Annotated in this window: 13 protein-coding genes; 12 read left to right on the top strand and 1 reads right to left on the bottom strand. The window is 44.8% G+C overall.

The features are described from left to right. The first annotated feature begins 5 nt into the window (after positions 1 to 5). The 11 genes from F0220_RS22915 to F0220_RS22860 all read left to right on the top strand — a co-directional run bounded on the left by F0220_RS22915 (position 6) and on the right by F0220_RS22860 (position 12,051). The gene (locus tag F0220_RS22915; protein ID WP_105601702.1) at positions 6 to 857 is read left to right on the top strand and encodes a 3-hydroxyacyl-CoA dehydrogenase family protein; all 852 of its coding nucleotides are present in this window, start codon (positions 6 to 8) and stop codon (positions 855 to 857) included. Between the two features lie 35 nt (positions 858 to 892). Further along, the gene (locus F0220_RS22910; protein WP_017686948.1) at positions 893 to 1,126 is read left to right on the top strand and encodes an acyl carrier protein; all 234 of its coding nucleotides are present in this window, start codon (positions 893 to 895) and stop codon (positions 1,124 to 1,126) included. Positions 1,127 to 1,184: 58 nt separating this feature from the next. Beyond that, a complete protein-coding gene (locus F0220_RS22905; RefSeq protein ID WP_105601700.1) occupies positions 1,185 to 2,255 on the top strand; it encodes an HAD-IIIC family phosphatase in 1,071 nt (356 codons plus the stop codon). 30 nt (positions 2,256 to 2,285) lie between these two features. Then, a complete protein-coding gene (gene fabD, locus F0220_RS22900; protein WP_105601699.1) occupies positions 2,286 to 3,560 on the top strand; it encodes an ACP S-malonyltransferase in 1,275 nt (424 codons plus the stop codon). A gap of 87 nt (positions 3,561 to 3,647) precedes the next feature. Then, the gene (locus F0220_RS22895) at positions 3,648 to 4,628 is read left to right on the top strand and encodes an ABC transporter ATP-binding protein (protein WP_017686951.1); all 981 of its coding nucleotides are present in this window, start codon (positions 3,648 to 3,650) and stop codon (positions 4,626 to 4,628) included. Beyond that, entirely contained in the window at positions 4,625 to 5,497 is an 873-nt protein-coding gene (locus F0220_RS22890) for an ABC transporter permease (protein WP_047843969.1), read from the top strand. Before F0220_RS22895 ends, F0220_RS22890 begins: the two co-directional genes overlap by 4 nt. A 37-nt stretch (positions 5,498 to 5,534) precedes the next feature. Next, the gene (locus F0220_RS22885) at positions 5,535 to 9,218 is read left to right on the top strand and encodes a non-ribosomal peptide synthetase (RefSeq protein ID WP_149846770.1); all 3,684 of its coding nucleotides are present in this window, start codon (positions 5,535 to 5,537) and stop codon (positions 9,216 to 9,218) included. Beyond that, complete coding sequence (locus tag F0220_RS22880; protein ID WP_105601696.1) at positions 9,211 to 10,236, top strand: hypothetical protein; 1,026 nt, start codon at positions 9,211 to 9,213, stop codon at positions 10,234 to 10,236. The genes F0220_RS22885 and F0220_RS22880 overlap by 8 nt, the downstream gene beginning before the upstream one ends. A gap of 154 nt (positions 10,237 to 10,390) precedes the next feature. Next, positions 10,391 to 10,582 carry a hypothetical protein gene (locus tag F0220_RS22875; RefSeq protein ID WP_146117041.1) on the top strand — a complete coding sequence of 64 codons (192 nt, stop codon included), beginning with the start codon at positions 10,391 to 10,393 and terminating at the stop codon, positions 10,580 to 10,582. A 115-nt stretch (positions 10,583 to 10,697) separates the two neighbouring features. Then, entirely contained in the window at positions 10,698 to 11,525 is an 828-nt protein-coding gene (locus tag F0220_RS22870; protein WP_149846769.1) for a sugar phosphate isomerase/epimerase family protein, read from the top strand. Positions 11,526 to 11,775: 250 nt separating this feature from the next. Then, positions 11,776 to 12,051 (top strand): MarR family winged helix-turn-helix transcriptional regulator, encoded by a 276-nt coding sequence (locus F0220_RS22860; RefSeq protein WP_223199758.1) that lies wholly within the window; start codon positions 11,776 to 11,778, stop codon positions 12,049 to 12,051. 500 nt (positions 12,052 to 12,551) lie between these two features. Here F0220_RS22860 and F0220_RS22855 read toward each other — a convergent pair whose 3' ends face one another. Then, positions 12,552 to 13,508 (bottom strand): MORN repeat-containing protein, encoded by a 957-nt coding sequence (locus F0220_RS22855; RefSeq protein ID WP_105601689.1) that lies wholly within the window; start codon positions 13,506 to 13,508, stop codon positions 12,552 to 12,554. 608 nt (positions 13,509 to 14,116) lie between these two features. On the opposite strand from F0220_RS22855, the gene F0220_RS22850 reads away from it, so the two are divergent. After that, a complete protein-coding gene (locus tag F0220_RS22850; RefSeq protein ID WP_188310492.1) occupies positions 14,117 to 17,656 on the top strand; it encodes an S-layer homology domain-containing protein in 3,540 nt (1,179 codons plus the stop codon). Positions 17,657 to 17,711: the final 55 nt, after the last annotated feature.

The raw sequence follows: 17,711 nt of genomic DNA, 5'->3' as shown, positions 1-17,711 counted from the left end.
TAGGAATGAAGGTTGGTGTAATCGGAGCAGGCGTCATGGGAAAAGGGGTTGCGCAGAGCCTTGCCCAGTCCCGGCACAACGTGGTTTTGATCGACGTGAGTGATGAAGTTTTGGATCAGGCGAGAACAGCCTTGTTTACTAATATCAGATTCTCGGGATTCTACAACAAGGATACCGAGGCCGAAGACCCGGAAACGGTGCTTTCGCGTGTGGAGTTTACGACACATTACGATTCGCTCAGCGATGCTGATTTCATTATTGAGAACGTGCCTGAGCAATGGGATGTGAAAAAAGAGGTCTATGCACAGCTTGAAGACTATTGCCCCGATTCTTGCATTTATTTGGTCAATACATCATGCATTTCGATAACAAAAGTTGGTTCCATCACCAGACGGCCTGACAAGGTCATCGGTGTACATTTTATGAATCCGGTCCCGTTAAAGCCCGTAGTCGAAGCTATTCAGGGTTATCACACTTCGGATACAACGATTGAAGCGACCAGATCCCTGCTCCATACCATGGGCAAAGAAGCCATACTGGTACAAGATCTTCCCGGTTTTGTATCCAACCGAATATCCCATCTTCTAATGAATGAAGCTGCCTTTGTCGTTCAGGATCAGGTAGCTTCACCGGAAGAGGTTGATGACATATTCGTCAAATGTTTCGGACATAAGATGGGCCCGCTTCACACAGCGGATTTGATTGGTCTGGATACTGTGGTTCATTCATTGGATGTACTCTATGAGAGTTATCAGGACCCGAAATACAGAGTATGTCCCTTGCTTCGCAAGATGGTGGATGCCGGATTGTTAGGCGCAAAAAGCGGTCAAGGCTTCTTTGAGCACGTGATTCTGTAAGTGTATCGACTATAAATTATACGAGGTGACTGTGCATGGAGTCCAAAGTCAAAGTAAAAACATTTCTGAGTCGTTTCTATCGCAAACGTGAAATTCAGGATGATGAGGATATTTTTGAATTGGGTTTTGCCAATTCCCTGTTTGCAATGCAGATGGTGATGTTTCTGGAGAAAGAATTCAACATTCGGATTGAGACCCAGGATATGGATCTGAGCAATTTCCGTACGTTGAACAAGATTAATGAACTGATTGAACGAAAGACAGCATAGACTGCCTGAAGGTCTTGAAGCAATAGTTTGGAACAATATGCCAAGGAGGGGTTCAGGTATGGGTGATCCATCGGTAAGTTCGGTAATGGACAAGCAAAAGCAAGAGAAGGTGAAGCTGGTCGTCTGGGATCTGGATAATACAATCTGGGAAGGTGTCCTTCTGGAAGATGAGAATGTTGTCTTGAGAGAGGGAATTATTGATGTGATCCAGACACTGGACGAGCGTGGGGTTCTGCAATCCATCGCCAGTAAAAATGACCATCAGACAGCCATGGAGAAGCTTGAGGAATTCGGAATTCATGAATACTTCCTATACCCCCAGATTCACTGGAATTCCAAGTCGAGCTCGATTCAATCCATCATAACTTCCATTAATATCGGAGCGAATACGGTTGCTTTTGTGGATGATCAGATGTTTGAGCTGGAAGAGGTACAGTTTGAGCATGCTGAAGTTCGATGCATAGATGCTGCCCAGTACCTGGACATTCCCGATATGGAGATGATGAATCCCCGTTTTATTACAGAGGACTCCAGACTTCGCCGTTTAATGTACAAAAGCGATGAGATCCGTAATAAGGCGGAAGAGGAATTCACAGGTCCCAAAGATGACTTTCTGGCTTCACTTGGCATGACATTTACGATTTCTCCCCTCAAGGGAGATGATCTGCAGCGTGCAGAAGAGTTAACGGTGCGGACTCATCAGCTGAACACTACAGGGTATACCTATTCCTATGAAGATCTGGAACAACTCAGTCAATCTCCTAATCACAAAATTCTCATTACAGGACTGGAAGACAAGTATGGAGCATATGGAAAAATTGGACTCGCTTTGCTTGAGCTGGAAGAGGAGTACTGGACCGTGAAGCTGCTGCTGATGTCTTGCCGTGTAATGTCGCGAGGGGTAGGCACGATTCTCATGAATTATATCCTGGAACAGGCGAAAGAAGCCGGGGTCAAGATACGGGCTGAATTCAAAATGACCGATCGTAATCGGATGATGTATCTGACCTATAAATTTGGCGGATTCAAAGAAATCCATCAGGAAGAGGACCTTGTCATTTTTGAACACGACATGAGCTATATTCAGAAAATTCCTTCATATGTGGAACTGAACATTATTAATAATTAATACACCAACCCTATTAATGGAGGTTACGACATGGAAAAAATAGCACTGCTGTTTCCGGGACAAGGTTCTCAGTATGTAGGTATGGGAAAGAGTTTCTATGATCAATATAGCATTGCCAAGCAAACGTATGAGGAAGCGAGTGACGTTGCAGGTGTGGATCTGGCAAAACTATGTTTTGAAGGAAGTTTATCTGAACTGAATCAGAATGAGAACATGCAACCTGCTCTTCTGGCAACGAATGTAGCGGCTTTCAGAGTGTATATGGAAGAAGTGGGGATTCGACCACAATTTTGTGCAGGTCACAGTATGGGTGAATATTCGGCGTTGGTATGTTCAGGTGCCATGACATTTTCCGATGCTGTTCAAATCACCAAATTGCGTGGTGCAATGATGCAGATTCATATTGATCGGGGCACAGGATCAATGACCATTATGGACGGTATTGACGCATCCATTGTGGAGCAACTCTGTGAACAATACAGCGGCGAGCAGGGTGTAGCTGTGGTCTCCTGTTATAATTCGCCAACACAAGCTGCCGTATCCGGTCATCAATACGTACTGGAGGAGATCGAAGCAGCCGTATTGGATGCCGATGGTCAGGTTACTCCCCTAATGTCCAGTGCACCCATTCATAGTTCGCTGATGGCGGAAGATGCAGAGCGGCTCGGTCAAGAACTGGCAAAGTATTCGTACAATATGTTCAAATGGCCGGTACTATCCAATGTTACAGGTCAACCTTATGGTGATGTGGAGCGAATTCCGGGATTGCTGACAGATCAGATGGTCAAACCTGTGCAATGGACACGGATTCTTCAATACCTTGAGCGTTTCGGTGTCACACTTGCCATCGAAATGGGACCCAAAAATGTATTGAATAAATTGACTAAAACGAACTGTCCTGATATCAATTCGCTCTGCTTTGGTGAAAAAGCGGAACGTCAAAAATTGATCAGCATGTTTCAATCGGATGGCAAGAAGAAAAAAGGAGTACCCACAGTCATAACTAAATGTTTAGCCATTGCAGTGGCAACGCCGAACCAGAATTGGGATGAAGCAGAGTATCAACAAGGTGTTGTTCAGCGTTACAAACGAATCCAGGCAATTCAGGAGCAGGTTGAAAATGCGGGGGACAAACCCTCAAAAGAGCAAATGATAGAAGCGTTGGAACTGCTCAAGGGCATCTTTGAAACTAAAAAGTTACCTGTTAAAGAAAGAAATCAGTGGATGAATCATATCATTGATGATACTGGACATCACTACGAACTGGCTGAGTATCTGGTACACGAAGCTGTCGGCGTAAAGTGATTACATTAGGGGCGAAATACGCTGTAATAGCGTATTCGCCCTCCCATGAATTCAGCAATACAGGCAATACATAAAGGGGGAGAACAAGTGAGAGTGCTATCCGCTGAGAACGTCACTAAGTCCTATGGTAAACACCTAGCGTTAGATAACATGTCCTTTGAGCTTCGCAAGGGTGAGATCCACACAATTCTGGGGACCAACGGTTCAGGTAAAACAACATTTATTAAAGTCCTGGCGACTCTGTTGACCAAGGACTCCGGAATTGTCAATATCGGCGGCTACGATTTGGATACCGATGCGAACATCATCAGGAGACTAATTGGATACGTGGGTCAAGATACTGAACGCTCTGCTTATGCGAGATTAACTGTTCGAGAGAACTTAATATTCTTTGGAAGACTTACCGGACTTAGCAAACAAGAGATTTCTAACCAGATTGACAAATTAAGTACGTATCTGGATTTCTCGGAACATCTGAACAAGCAATTCATGCAATTATCGGGAGGCCAAAAGCAAACCGTTGTCATTATGCGAGCCCTGCTGCATGATCCTGAAGTGATATATCTGGATGAACCGACCAAGGGCCTGGATCCCGTGATCTCCAGACGTGTACGTGAGTTCATTAAAAGTTATGTGCGGGATGAAGGGAAATCCATCATTCTGACCTCTCACATTCTGACTGAGGTAGAGGACATGACGGACCGTGTGTCCCTGATGCGCAAAGGAACGCTCCTTAAAACAGGTACAATTGCCGAACTAAAATCCAATCTGGGCGCAGTTGAATTCATCGACATTCCCAGAGCAGACTTGCCCCCTTCCATTCAGGAGCGAATCACTGCTCTGCCGGAGGTAACTTCCACTATTATTCGTGAGGAGGAAGACACGGTTTCCTTCGGAATCACGAACCTGTACGACGGGATGGGCGCGGTTATTAGTGAATTAAAAGAAGGCAATATCCATACGACCATTCAGCATAGACAACTAACTCTTGAAGATTTGTTTGTTCAGCTCTATGTGAAGTCTGATGAGAATTTAGAGTACACATTGGCAGGAGGCAGAGAACAGTGAGTATCGAATACGCTAAAACCGGGACAGGTCAGGAAACGCTAAAGCTGCAAGCGATAGGTAAACCTACCGGATTTTTCACCGTCGTGTGGGCAACAACCGTGAAGGAATTGCAGATTGCTGTAAGGTATCTGCCCAACTTCTTCGGTAACTTCCTACAGTTGGGTCTACGAGTACTCTTTTTCCTGCTGATGTCCACGTTTGTTGTATACGAGGGAGAGAATGTACTTCAAGGAGATAACCTGTTTATCTTTTATCTGGGTGCAATACTTGTATGGCTGTTCTACGGAGTAGCGTTAAACGCACCGCTCGGCGCCGTGACGAATGATCTCCATAACGGCACTTTGGAGTATCTGTACTGCAATCCAATCTCTCGTTATGCGTATTATGTAGGGACGGTTGTAGCCAGTGCATTAATGAATGTCATTGTGTTCATACCGATGTATATTCTGCTTGTTCTGTACGCAGGTCTCAACTTTGCTGAATCCATGATGATTCTAGTCACCTGTCTTGTGGTCATCGTTGCATTAATGGCGCTTGGCGTCATGATTGCACTACTGGGGATTCTGTACCGCCAGGTCTCATCCATTGTGGGTATTTTGTTTATCATGTTTGAATTTGTAGCAGGTGCTTATTTCCCAGTGGACCAGTTTCCGGCAGTCGTTCGTTGGATCGCATATCTCCTGCCTTATACCTGGGGGTATGATATGGTGCGTTATTACAGTTTCAAAACAGATTGGGTGCCCCTTGCACCGATCTGGATGGAATGGTGCATTCTCATCTTTTTTGCCATTTCGTATACAATTATCTCAATCGTTATGCTGCGCAAGGTAGAAAAGATGGCAAAGAAAAAAGGTCTCAACCTAATCTGATTATTCTTGATCCCAAAGAGAATGGGAGGCGTGCTAATTGTCAGCAGAGCCAGGTGCATTCATGCAAAATTTGCTATTATCGAGCCGAAAGTTCGAAGAGGAGAAGCAATATTGGCTAAACCATCTCTCGGGGGACCTTCAATTCAGCATGTTTCCTAGTGAACAAACGAGGGGAACATGGGGTGAGCAAGTGTTTGAGGAGATGCAAATTGCATTTCCTCAACCTGTTTCAGAACAAATCTTTCGCATTTCCGGGAACACCGAAGCAGGGGCATTTATTCTTCTTCTGGCAGGTGTCACATACGTGTTACACCGTTATCTGGACAATGACGATATAACTGTAGGTATTCCCGCTTCGTCTGGTGCAACAAATTCAAGTCAACTACGTGCTATTCGCATCAATTTTGGTGAAGAGTGTTCTTTTAAGGAACTCGTTCTTCAGCTCAGGACCCTTGTGGGTGCGGCCAAAAAGTTTAACCATCTTTCGCTGGAGAAAATTCTTGAATTGCTTGGTCATGAAGGGACAGACTTGCCAAGGGTGGCCACTGTGGTTCGTATGGACAATATGCAGGAGAATCTACAGGAAACAGGCCCCCTAGCCGATATGGTGTTTTCACTTCAAATGTCTAAAGTGGGGCTGGCGCTACGCATGAATTACAATGCCGCAATATATTCTCCAGCAACTATTGAACAGATTGTAGACCACGTGATGCGTGTGCTCTCTATTTGTACAGCCCATCCAGATGAGGGATTACATCATATAAAGATGCTCTCGCGCAAGGAAGATCAGGTTATTGAACATCTGAATGATACGGAGATCCGTTTTCCTAAAGCTCGTTCAATCATCCAGATGATTCAGTCTTGGTCTGCACAACAGCCGGATATTCCCGCAGTGATCTGCGGAGAAAATATCCTTACCTATCAAAGCTTGGATTGCAAATCAAATCAACTTGCGAAATACCTGTTAGCTCAGGGAGTAAGATCAGGCGCTATTGTAGGAATTCTGTTAACGCGATCGGAAGACATGCTCTTGGCTATGCTGGGTGTACTTAAGGCGGGGGCTGCTTACATGCCAATGGACCCCGCATATGCAAATAATCGTTTGCAGTTCATGCTGGAGGATAGCCAGGCTGCGATTTTGCTAACGAAGCCCGATCTGATCGGCTCACTCATATACACAGGACAAATAATCGATATTTCTCGCATGGAAGAATGGGATGAACAACATATCTCTCTGCCAGTTGTTTCGTCGGAGCAGTTGGCTTATTTGATATATACTTCCGGATCTACAGGCAGGCCAAAAGGGGTCATGATTGAACATCGGGCACTAGGAAACTTTGTGGAAGGTGTATCCCGCAGCATTTCTTTTGAGGCTGGCAAACGAATTCTCGCCCTCACAACATTCTCCTTTGATATCTTTGTACTGGAAACGCTTGGGGCACTCGCTAACGGGTTAACACTGATCATGGCAGTAGAAGAGGATCAGTTAAGTCCAAGCCGTATTGCGCATCTAATTGTTACTCACAACATTGAATTAATTCAAATAACGCCTTCTCGACTGCGGATGCTTCAGATTGGGCTTACAGTCGATTCACCGGTATGGAGCGTAATCCAAATATTGATGATTGGAGGCGAAGCTCTACCGTATGCCTTGTATGAAGAGGTAGCGGGAATGACCTCTGCCCGCATCTACAATATGTATGGGCCCACAGAAACAACAATATGGTCGAGCATTAAGGAACTTTCGCCTACCACGACAATTTCGATCGGTCATCCGATTGCCAATACCCGTATTTATATTCTGGATAAGCGGCATCGGCATATGCCAATCGGAGCAACGGGAGAGTTATGCATCGCAGGAGATGGAGTAGCCAGAGGTTATTGGAACAGACCTGAGCTTACGGCCGAGAGGTTTGTAAAAGATCCTTTTCATGAAGGCGCTTATATGTATAAAACAGGAGATCTCGCACGTCTCAATGCTAATGGAGATCTGGAGTATCTGGGTCGTTCCGATTTTCAAGTGAAAATACGTGGTTATCGGATCGAACTCGGGGAGATCGAGAACAGGTTGCTCCAGTACCCGGCTATCTCGGCTGCTGCGGTCACAGTTCGGTCAGATCAGGATGGGCAGTCCCTGTTATGTGCCTATTACACAGTAACGGAGAGCCAAAGTCTCAATCAGGAGCAATTGCGATCTTTTTTGCTGACAGAGTTGCCTGAATATATGCTGCCCTCCAGATACACCATGTTGGATCATATGCCATATACGGCCAATGGGAAGTTGGACCGAAAAGCTCTTCCAGATCCCTTGCTCTTACAGGGAGAAGGGACAGATATTACACTTCCACGTAATGCATTAGAGCAGGTACTCGCCGAATTGTGGTCGGATCTGTTGCAATTAAAAGAGATTGACGTTCATGCCCGCTTCTTCGAAATTGGAGGGCATTCACTGAATGTCATCAAACTTGAGGCGAATATGGAGAGGCAGAGTATTCCGCTTACTGCTGATGAAGTGATGCGGCATGAGACTATTGCATCACTGGCTGAAGTGCTTCGAAACAAGGGATATGAAGCGGATAAGTATAACTCTGAAAAAGAGATACTTCTTGAAGAGCAGGATATGCCAGAGACAGATGGTGCAATGAAGCAATTTACCGAGGAAGTCGGGGCAACGGCGGAAGCGAATCATCTTATATTACATCATTCCCATAGGCCAATAGTTATCATCGCAGGAGTAGAGCCGTTTAATGATGTTTTCTACAAAAATTGCTTCTATAATTCACTCTTTCCCGTATTGAACTTCTATTCTATTGGTGTACTGCCTGTGATGATTAACGACCGAATGCACTATAGATTCGATGAACATCAGGGCATACTCCGATTAGAGTATCAAGCTGTATTATCAGATGACCAGCTAATTGAGCGTATGGGGATAACTTATGAAACGAAGACCTACAGCGAGGATGTACGAAAAGAGATTATAGAAGCGGTTAATTTGGACCGCCCAGTAATTATTCGAGTGGACTGTTATTACGAGTCCTTGCGCAAAGACATGTATTTACGTACCCACTGGCCACATTCCTTATTAATCTATGGGTATGATCTCCAACTGCAAGTGTTCCATGTAATAGAACATGATCACCGGGACAATCTCACGTATCAACCGATGGAGATGCCTATGAAAGATATTGTACAAGCTTACGAAGGATTCGTACGGCATTTCATGGAGGAAGAAGAAGTACCCACGTTCTACGCATTTTCAGCTTGTGAAACTGTCTCACACAAAAGAAACAGCATCATGCTGGGAGAACTGCGTGACATGTTTATTGATCATGTGCGCGTTACACCAGGAGATATTAATCAGGAACTGAGCCATCTTCTTTCCTTCATACAGAAGACGTATCAGTTCAATGAAGAAGATTCACCTGATATGGTCTATGCTGAACTTGTTCTACAATCCATTGTAGACATTGTGAATGCCAAAAAGGTCGAAACCTATCGTATGCAACGGTTATATGAACATCATACCGATCTTGTTTCTGCTGCTCAGGCAATACAGGATCATTGGAGTGAGTTACGTAATGTGCTGGCGAAGGCGGTATATCGGGAGAATATGACACATAATCAGTGGAGAAAATTCACAAGCAAGCTGGAAGCCATCCATGACCTGGAGAAGCATAACTTAATAAATTGCTCAGGATTGGAGATCAGTCATGATTAAAAAATTGCAAGTGAACGAGCCTTTAATGACTACCTACCCACATCACGCGAGTCTCTTTTCCATGCTGGACTTGGACAAACGTTCACGTAGCTGGATTTATCATAATTATCTATTGGTCATCCTGCATCACAATGATGAAGGGGGCTATGGATTGGACGTCTGTTCACAGTATTATCCTTGGCACAAATTCAAAATGTCGACATGCCCTATGTTGATTACAAGGGTGTACGATAGAGATATGATTTTAAAACAGTGGGAACTGCAAGATTTTATAGTGGAACTAATTCAAAAGAATAATTATATTTATTTCCTGAGAAATATTCCTGGTGGTGGTAAACATGAGGTATTCATCTCTGGATTCGATTCGGATCGTAAAGAGTTTCTGTGCCATGATTTTTGGGATGGATTCTACGGTGAGAAATGGCTTCCCTATGATGAGATCACTGTTATTCAAGATTCGAATTTCGATGCTGAATGGTCTACGGATTACCTAAACGGAATATGGGCCATTGAAAAGACAGAAGAGTACAAGGAACCAAGTGAATATTATTATGAAACGGTTCTCCAGTTCTCCAAAGAGGATCTAATGAATATTTTGAAAGAATACGTAGGAGAGACTAATCAAGTTCGCAGTGTTCTGAGAAAGGATCACCGTTATCTTGGAAGTGAAATATACGATAAGATGATTGATATGCTGGGGATGCAGAAGGAAGGGATGCAAAATCAGCCGTTTGCTATACATCCTTTTCACCTGCTTTACGAACATAAACAACTGCTTGCTCAAGCCATATTTGACTTTCTCCCCGATCCTTCGATAAAAATAAGGTTGGAAGAACTGGTTAGCGAAGCTTTAAAACTCCGTAATCTGGTCATGTATATGAATCAATTCATCATGGAGCAGGGTGTATACAAAAAGTATGATGTCATGCTGGATAAAATCATTGAATTGAAAAATATGGAATTGGATATTATGAAACATGTATTCGAATACGAGTATCAATCACAGTTAGGACAATAATTAAATACGATGTATCTACAACAAGATAGACCCATTCATTTAATTCTTGAATGGGTCTATTGAACTTTTCTATTATACTTTCCGATGACGTTACCCTAATATGGATGATAACCTACTTTTTATATAGGAATTATATAGTATGGAGAATGCCCAGATGCCACAATGGAAGAGAAATCTGTATATTCTGTGGTTCGGCCTGTTTTTCAATCATATGGCATACTCACTGTCCGTTCCGTTTTTTCCTATATTTCTGCAAAATGATCTTGGTATCCAGAGCGGTCTGGAAGTTTGGTCCGGTATCTCTATCTCCATCAGCTTTCTGATCAGTGGATTATGCGCACGGTAATGACGTTAATATAACGTGTTGCCGCTCTTTTTGATGGTTTCTTTTTCGGAGAGTACTGCTATTATAAAATGATAAACAAGCTGCAATTCCAGACGAGTCACAGGAGGAGATTAGGATGATTAGAGGGTTAACGAATGCGGGACTGGGCAATATTGAGTCTGATGAACAATATATCACGGATGCGGCCAAGCACGGATTCGGATCTGTAGATTTGAATCCGCTCTCATTGATTGAAACGTATGGCAAGGAACAGGCGCAACATCTGCTGGAAAGCAATCAGGTGATCATCGGTTCATCGGGTCTAACGGTGGAGTGGCGGACAACAGATGAGCAATTCCGTGAGGGGTTGCAATCGTTGGTCGCTATGGCAGAAGCCTCTGCTTCGCTGGACTGTTACAGCTGTTGCACGTATATTTTACCCTCAACGGATCAACCGGCAGCGCAATTTATGGCGGGGGCTACGAAACGCTTGAGACTCTGCGCAGATATCTTGGACGCTTACGGGATTAAGTTGGGTCTGGAGTTTGTGGGATGCCATCACTTGCGGACGCAATGGAAGAATCCGTTTATCTGGCGTGTGGAAGATACGCTGGACTGGATCGAGACGATCCATGCGCCTAACGTAGGTTTACTGGTAGATTCCTATCACTGGCATACAAATGGTTTACCGATGGAAGATCTGTTGAAGCTGAAGAAAGAACAGGTTGTTCATGTGCATATCAACGATGCCTATGATTTGCCGATAGAGGAATTACTGGATTATGAGCGTTTGTACCCCGGCGAAGGGGTCATTGATCTGGGCGGATTTCTGAGAAACCTGCAGGCGATTGGCTACAATGGCGTGGTGGCTCAGGAAGTACTGGCCCCAGCGCCGACCCTAAGTTTAAATGAAATGTTGGCTAAGTCGAAAGCAGGTTTTGACAAGGTATTTGCGGCAATCTAAGTTGCTGAAAAAAGGAGGGGGTGTTCCTAGCTGTGTTTATGGCTTATGGAACACCTCTGTTCTTGTTCAATTAATCCAGCACGCCGTGATCTTTCATCAGTTGTTTCGTAATGATCCACAGTCTGTTTTACATGACCTCATCTCCGCCAGGATTTAGGGCATTTACGCGAATTCCGGTTCCACGCCATAGTCTGGCTAGTTCACCAGTAAACATAATATTGAGCAGTTTGGTTTGAGTTAACAATAATGAGTGAAAATTCAGTCAAAACCAAATGCAATGGACCGCAGTTCGGTCAGCCGATTAATCAAACAACTTGAAAAGTCGGGATATGTTAGCAAAGAGCAAGACCCCAAGGATCGGCGCGGGGTGTTACTGTCTCTTACGGAACTTGGTCAACAATCGACGGTCGATGCGCTCAAGGAGAAGGAGTCAGCTTTTTATGACCGTATATCGAGATGGGATGATAAGGAACTGGAGCATTTCACCGCCATGCTCAGGCAGTTTAATGGATTGGAAGAAAAGTGAGAGGAACATTAGTGTGGATTGTATTTGATACCCGAACCATAGGACATGTCACCATTGAGCGAGGTAGACTACAAATTCATAGCAAAAGCGGACATCTGGTGATGTCCGCTCGTGATTGTAAATCAAATTTAAATCATTTTATAGTTTCCACGGAAGCTTAGGGACCTTATAACGGTATCCCTGATTGTTTCCTTTTCTCACATATATCCAAGGTGGGGGGACAGGGGTGCCTAGTGCTTTATACAAGACCGTTCCTTCATCGCTTACGGAATATTCTTCGATACTACTTTGCATTTCCTCCCAATGAACCTTACCTTGGTAAGACAGTGTCTGCCCTTGAACGATAACATGAGGTGCACCTGAAATAACTTTCCGCGTTATGTTGAGAACTCCAACCTTTCCTGAGGACAACATCATCAATTCGCTCATGAAAAGGATGATAATCAAAATGACTATGCTCACAATCCATCGCTTTTTTCTCATTTTGTGACCTCCGCTACCTAGGGGATCATTCCCTCATAGTTAATGTCTTTTAATGACATAATCTCGTCAGAGATGGTATTGATTTTGACTGAAAAGGGTTTAATAGCTTGCAGGAATTCATTAATGGTTTGCTTGCGATCTTTATCAAAGACGGCAGATGTAATGTGATTCTCCTTTAATACGTTATCGTTCATTATGACTTGTTTAGCATAACTGACTGAATTACTATAATCGATTAGATGCGTAACCCCCGTGAATTTGCCATTAGTTAATGTACCTTTGGAGAATTCGGATGGTTTAATCCCAATATATTTTTCTGAAGAACCGTGTTTCTTTTTATAATTGATAATCGTGTCAAAAAAGTACGGGTCCCCGGTTAACTTTTCGTTGAAATAATCATTTTTGAGAACAATCGTAGTCGTATGATCGGTATACCCTAGTGAAACAGTATCTGAAGAGTGGATTGCATAATATCCCTGAGACATCTTGCCCTGATTGAATGTTCCATCGTTAATGGTGTTGTTGTAACGGTCATGTATAGGGTAAACCTTACCATCAGAAGTAAGATACTGTACTTCTAACCATTGTGTAATTTCTTTTCCTTTACCATGATATGTATCATTAATCCATGATCCGGTGTAGGTTTTTGTAGTGAATTCGCCTGTTCCATGGCCCATATTAGATTCATTGTAATCCTCAAAGGGGACACCTCCACCTTTAACTAATGTATATGTATATTTGCCTTTTCCTTGCCGCTTACCACTCACCCAATCTCCAGAGTAAACTTCGGTTTCTCCCCATCTCGCGGTTCCTTTACCATGAGGTTTCCCATTTAAAACTTCACCATAGTACGTCCCTCCATCGGACAATTTTAAGTTTACTTTCTTCGATGCTGCTTCTGCTGGAGTAGGGCTAGATAATAGTACAATGATAACGATGATCGTTAATCCAAAACCTAGATAGAATCTTTTCAAAAGTGTGCAACCCCTTCAATGAATAATGATCTTTGCGTTGTTAGCCATCTTCAACATTATCGGTTTATGTATCGTATTTTTCCAGTTTGAATATAAAGTGGAGATCGGTCGGATTTCACAAACAACTCGTCCCCAGTTCACAAAAGCAAAGATGTAAGGGCCAAAACAAAATCCCGCTTAACCCAAAGTACCTGCGGCTTCTGGGCATATCATACCTGTGATTCGTGGGTGCTTTTTTCTATACTCAGTGTATGCGTAACCCTGATTTTTTTACAAAATCCACTATGTTCTCTATTTCAACATTCCTCCTACGCCAGTTCTCCTCCTAATGATGCACAGCAGTGGTGGAACTTTCCTGAATCGTGAACAATCTATGAATTGTTGTATCATCCTCTAATTGCCGCGTTCTCCCCAGATTCACTCCCCCTATATGGAGCAGCGCAGAGTATGACTCTGTTAGAAAAAGCTTGAGTAACCTTTAACGGAATATGAAAGAATGCAGATATATGTAAAATTTTAAATATATGACTCCAGGCCGTTGACCCTGTCCCAAAAGTCTCTTATATTTACTCCCGACACAACAACTCAGAACGGGTGGTGGGATGATTTTGTTCAATAATAAAGGCAAGAAAGTGCTCGCTATGCTTACACTTATACCCTTGGCTACAGGGATGGTCATGGGGGCTTTCCCTGCTGCGATAACGTATGCAGATGCGGGAGACAACACATCGATCAACAGCTCGGCAACAGGTTCTTGGCAAACGGGAGATTTGCATGTACATACGTTTGAGTCCGATGATGCACAGGTTTCACTGGAGAACGTGCTTGATGCGGGTTTAACGAAATATGGGTTGGACTGGATCGCCCTTACGGATCACCTGCGGTTATCCAAGCGAGATCACAACGGGAACGATATTTCGGGTGGACCAATACCGATGTCTCAGGGAATGAATGAATATCAGGTACCACAGATCAAGGCACTTCAGGATGCAGGCAAATACGCAGGTAAAACGATCTTCTCCGGTTTCGAATGGGACATGCCGACACATGAACACGTTGGGGTGGGGATTCTTACGGATGAGCCAAACTCAACCGAAGCGCTAAACGCTGCCAAGGAATTCGAATACCGTTTCACGAATCGCGCAGCGAACCTGTTTAATGCGGCGGACGTAACAAAATGGGATCAGAACGGAGGGCGTGCTTACACGACTCATCAGGATGCGTTAACCGCCATCAATTGGCTCGCGACCAACTATCCAATGACAAGTTATGCGATGATCAACCATCCTTCACGCGGCAAAAACAAATATACCATCGCGGACTTCCGTGAGTTTAACGATCTGGCTCCACAACTGGTATTTGGTATCGAAGGCATGCTGGGTAACCAGATGGAACCGGATCGTGGAGGGTACAACACAAGTTACAATGTAGCTAATCCGACCGCTGATGATGGATACAAATACCGTACATACGGCGGTGTAGACTATATGGTCGCCAAGGTTGGCGGACTATGGGATGCATTGCTTGGAGAAGGACGTCACTTCTGGAACTATGGCAATTCGGATTACCATTTCAAGACGATTGGCACGAATTCCAGTGGTTATTTTCCGGGCGAATATGCCAAGACGTATTCTTGGGTTGAGGGCACAGGCATGCAGGCAGTACTGGATGGACTGCGTTCGGGGAAATCATTTTCCGTATTTGGTGACCTGATTAATGCACTGGATTTCACGGCTTCCGGAGCGGGTGCTCAGGTTGAGATGGGTGGAGACCTTAATGTGACCCAAGGCGATGAAGTAGAGTTGAAGATTCGTTTTAAGAGTCCAACCACGAGAAATAACTATGAAAAACCAATCAACAGCGGTACGTCCGCTGGACAAGTACCCGTGGTAGATCACGTCGATCTCATCGCTGGGGATGTGACAGACAAGGCCCAGAAGGGTACAGCCGCATATACCAAGGACACCAACGACTCTACCAAAGTACTGGCTACCTTCACATCCAACGATTGGACGACAGATGCCGAGGGCTATAATCTCATCACGTACAACATCAAAGCTACAGACCAGGACAAGTATTTCCGCCTGCGCGGTACGAATCTGGGCATGAACGTGACAGGTGAGACTGTCAATGGTGAACCGCAGCTTGATCCGAAAAATACGACAGCGGATGCAACGACTCGTTTTGATCAAATTAACGATAGCAATTATCGCGACCTGTGGTTCTACTCCAACCCAATCTTCATGAGTGCTACACCTTACAGTGACGCACAGGCGGTAAACGATACAATCCAAGCAATCGATCTCGGCGATCTGAACGCGGTCCATTCCGATCTTACCCTTCCTGTTGAAGGGAAGCACGGTGCAACCATTAGCTGGTCCAGCTCCAACCCGGAACTAATGAATAACGAGGGCAAGCTACTAGCCCAACCTGACAATAATGAGCGATTGGAACTGACGGCAACCGTGCAGCGTGGCACGGAATCTCAACCCAAAACGTTCACTGTCATTGTGGAAGGCACGAATAATCAGGCGCTGGTGTTGAAAAGTAACATGACTACCGCTGACGGCCAGCCGTATCACACGGATACATGGACGAACCAGTCCGTAACGGTCAGTGTAACCAGCGCAGTATACGCGCCTGCTACTTCTGCGATCATCGAGTTGTCTCGTGATGGGGGGCAGACGTATGAACCATATACAGAGAATACGCCATTGGAGGTAACGGAGCCGGGAGAGCACAACCTTTTATTCCGAGCAACAGATGATCTGGAACAAACGTATACTTTACCTCTGGTCATTAAAATGGACCGTGAGATTCCTGTCATCACCCTGCAAGGTAGCAGCCAGATGACGCTGAACGTGGGAGATATGTATAACGAGCCTGGAGCACAGGCTTCTGATAATGTCGGCATCCGTGGTTCCGTGCAGGTGGATGGCATGGTGAACACACAAGCAGAAGGAAACTACACCCTTCGGTATAACGTGAAGGATATCGCTGGTAATGCAGCACAGGAAGTTATCCGTATCGTGACAGTACAAGCCCGCTCAGGCAACAGTGGCGGAGGTTCAGGTGGAGGTAATGGAGGCAACTCCGGTGGGAATTCTGGAGGAAGTACACCAAGTGTGCCAACAACGCCTACCGTTCCAACCCCACCAACCAACCCGGATACGGGGTCAGATTCATCCACGGAAGTGAAGGTAGAGGTGGAAGCGAATCGGCCGGTGCAAACGGGATTGAAAGACATCGTACAATTCAACGCTCCAGCGGGAGCCATTGGTTCCAAGGATACGTTGCACGTGTCTGTGGTTGCCAAGGACAAGTTGCAGAATACAGCTTCCCTGAATGTACTTGGACAAGCTGTACAGATTAGTCGCAGTGGCGGAAGAACGTTGAATGATCAGGCGGCATTGAGCTTGAAAGTGGATTCGGCAGATCTGCCGAATGGCACTCAACCTGCAATCTACTATTATAATGAAGCTCGTCAGAGCTGGGTGTTTATCGGTGGCAGGACGAATGCAGCAGGAAGCATAACGGCCGATGTGAATCATCTGGGTACATTCGTTGTGTCAAGCTATGTACCAATGAATCTGTCTGACCTGAATGGACACTGGGCTTCCGACTACGCAGATCGTTTGCTGGGCATGAACGTGATTCAAGGTTACACAGATGGAACATTCCAACCTTCGAAGAAGATTACCCGGGCAGAGTTTGTTACGTTGCTCAGTAAGGCGCTGGCATTGAAGTCCGTGGAGTCGGATACAACGTTTGCGGATCAAGGTAATCTGCCAGACTGGGCGAAAGGCGACATTGCCGCAGCTGTGCAAGCCGGAATCGTGAAAGGCTACGGCGATAACACATTTAAGCCCGATCGGACGATTACCCGTGCCGAGATGGCAGTCATGATGGCGAATGCGCTGAAAATAAGTTCAGATGCACAAGCCGGCATGTCAGGCGATACATCCGTTAAACCAAATTTCACTGATGCATCGCAGACGCCTTCTTGGGCACAGGAAGCGCTGAATGCAGCGGTACAGGCCAAAATTGTGAGCGGATATACGGACCATACGGTTCGTGCAGGAAGTGAAACGACACGTGCGGAAGCAGCAACGATGATCTATAACTTGTTGCTCGCCATGTACGTGTAAGAAGTGTAGAAGAGATTTAACTGTGTGTAAATTAGATAGGAATAGATGGAAATAG

It is taken from the genome of Paenibacillus sp. 37 (genome assembly GCF_008386395.1).
In the GTDB taxonomy this organism is placed as follows: domain Bacteria; phylum Bacillota; class Bacilli; order Paenibacillales; family Paenibacillaceae; genus Paenibacillus; species Paenibacillus amylolyticus_B.
This window is presented reverse-complemented; position numbering and strand designations above follow the sequence as displayed.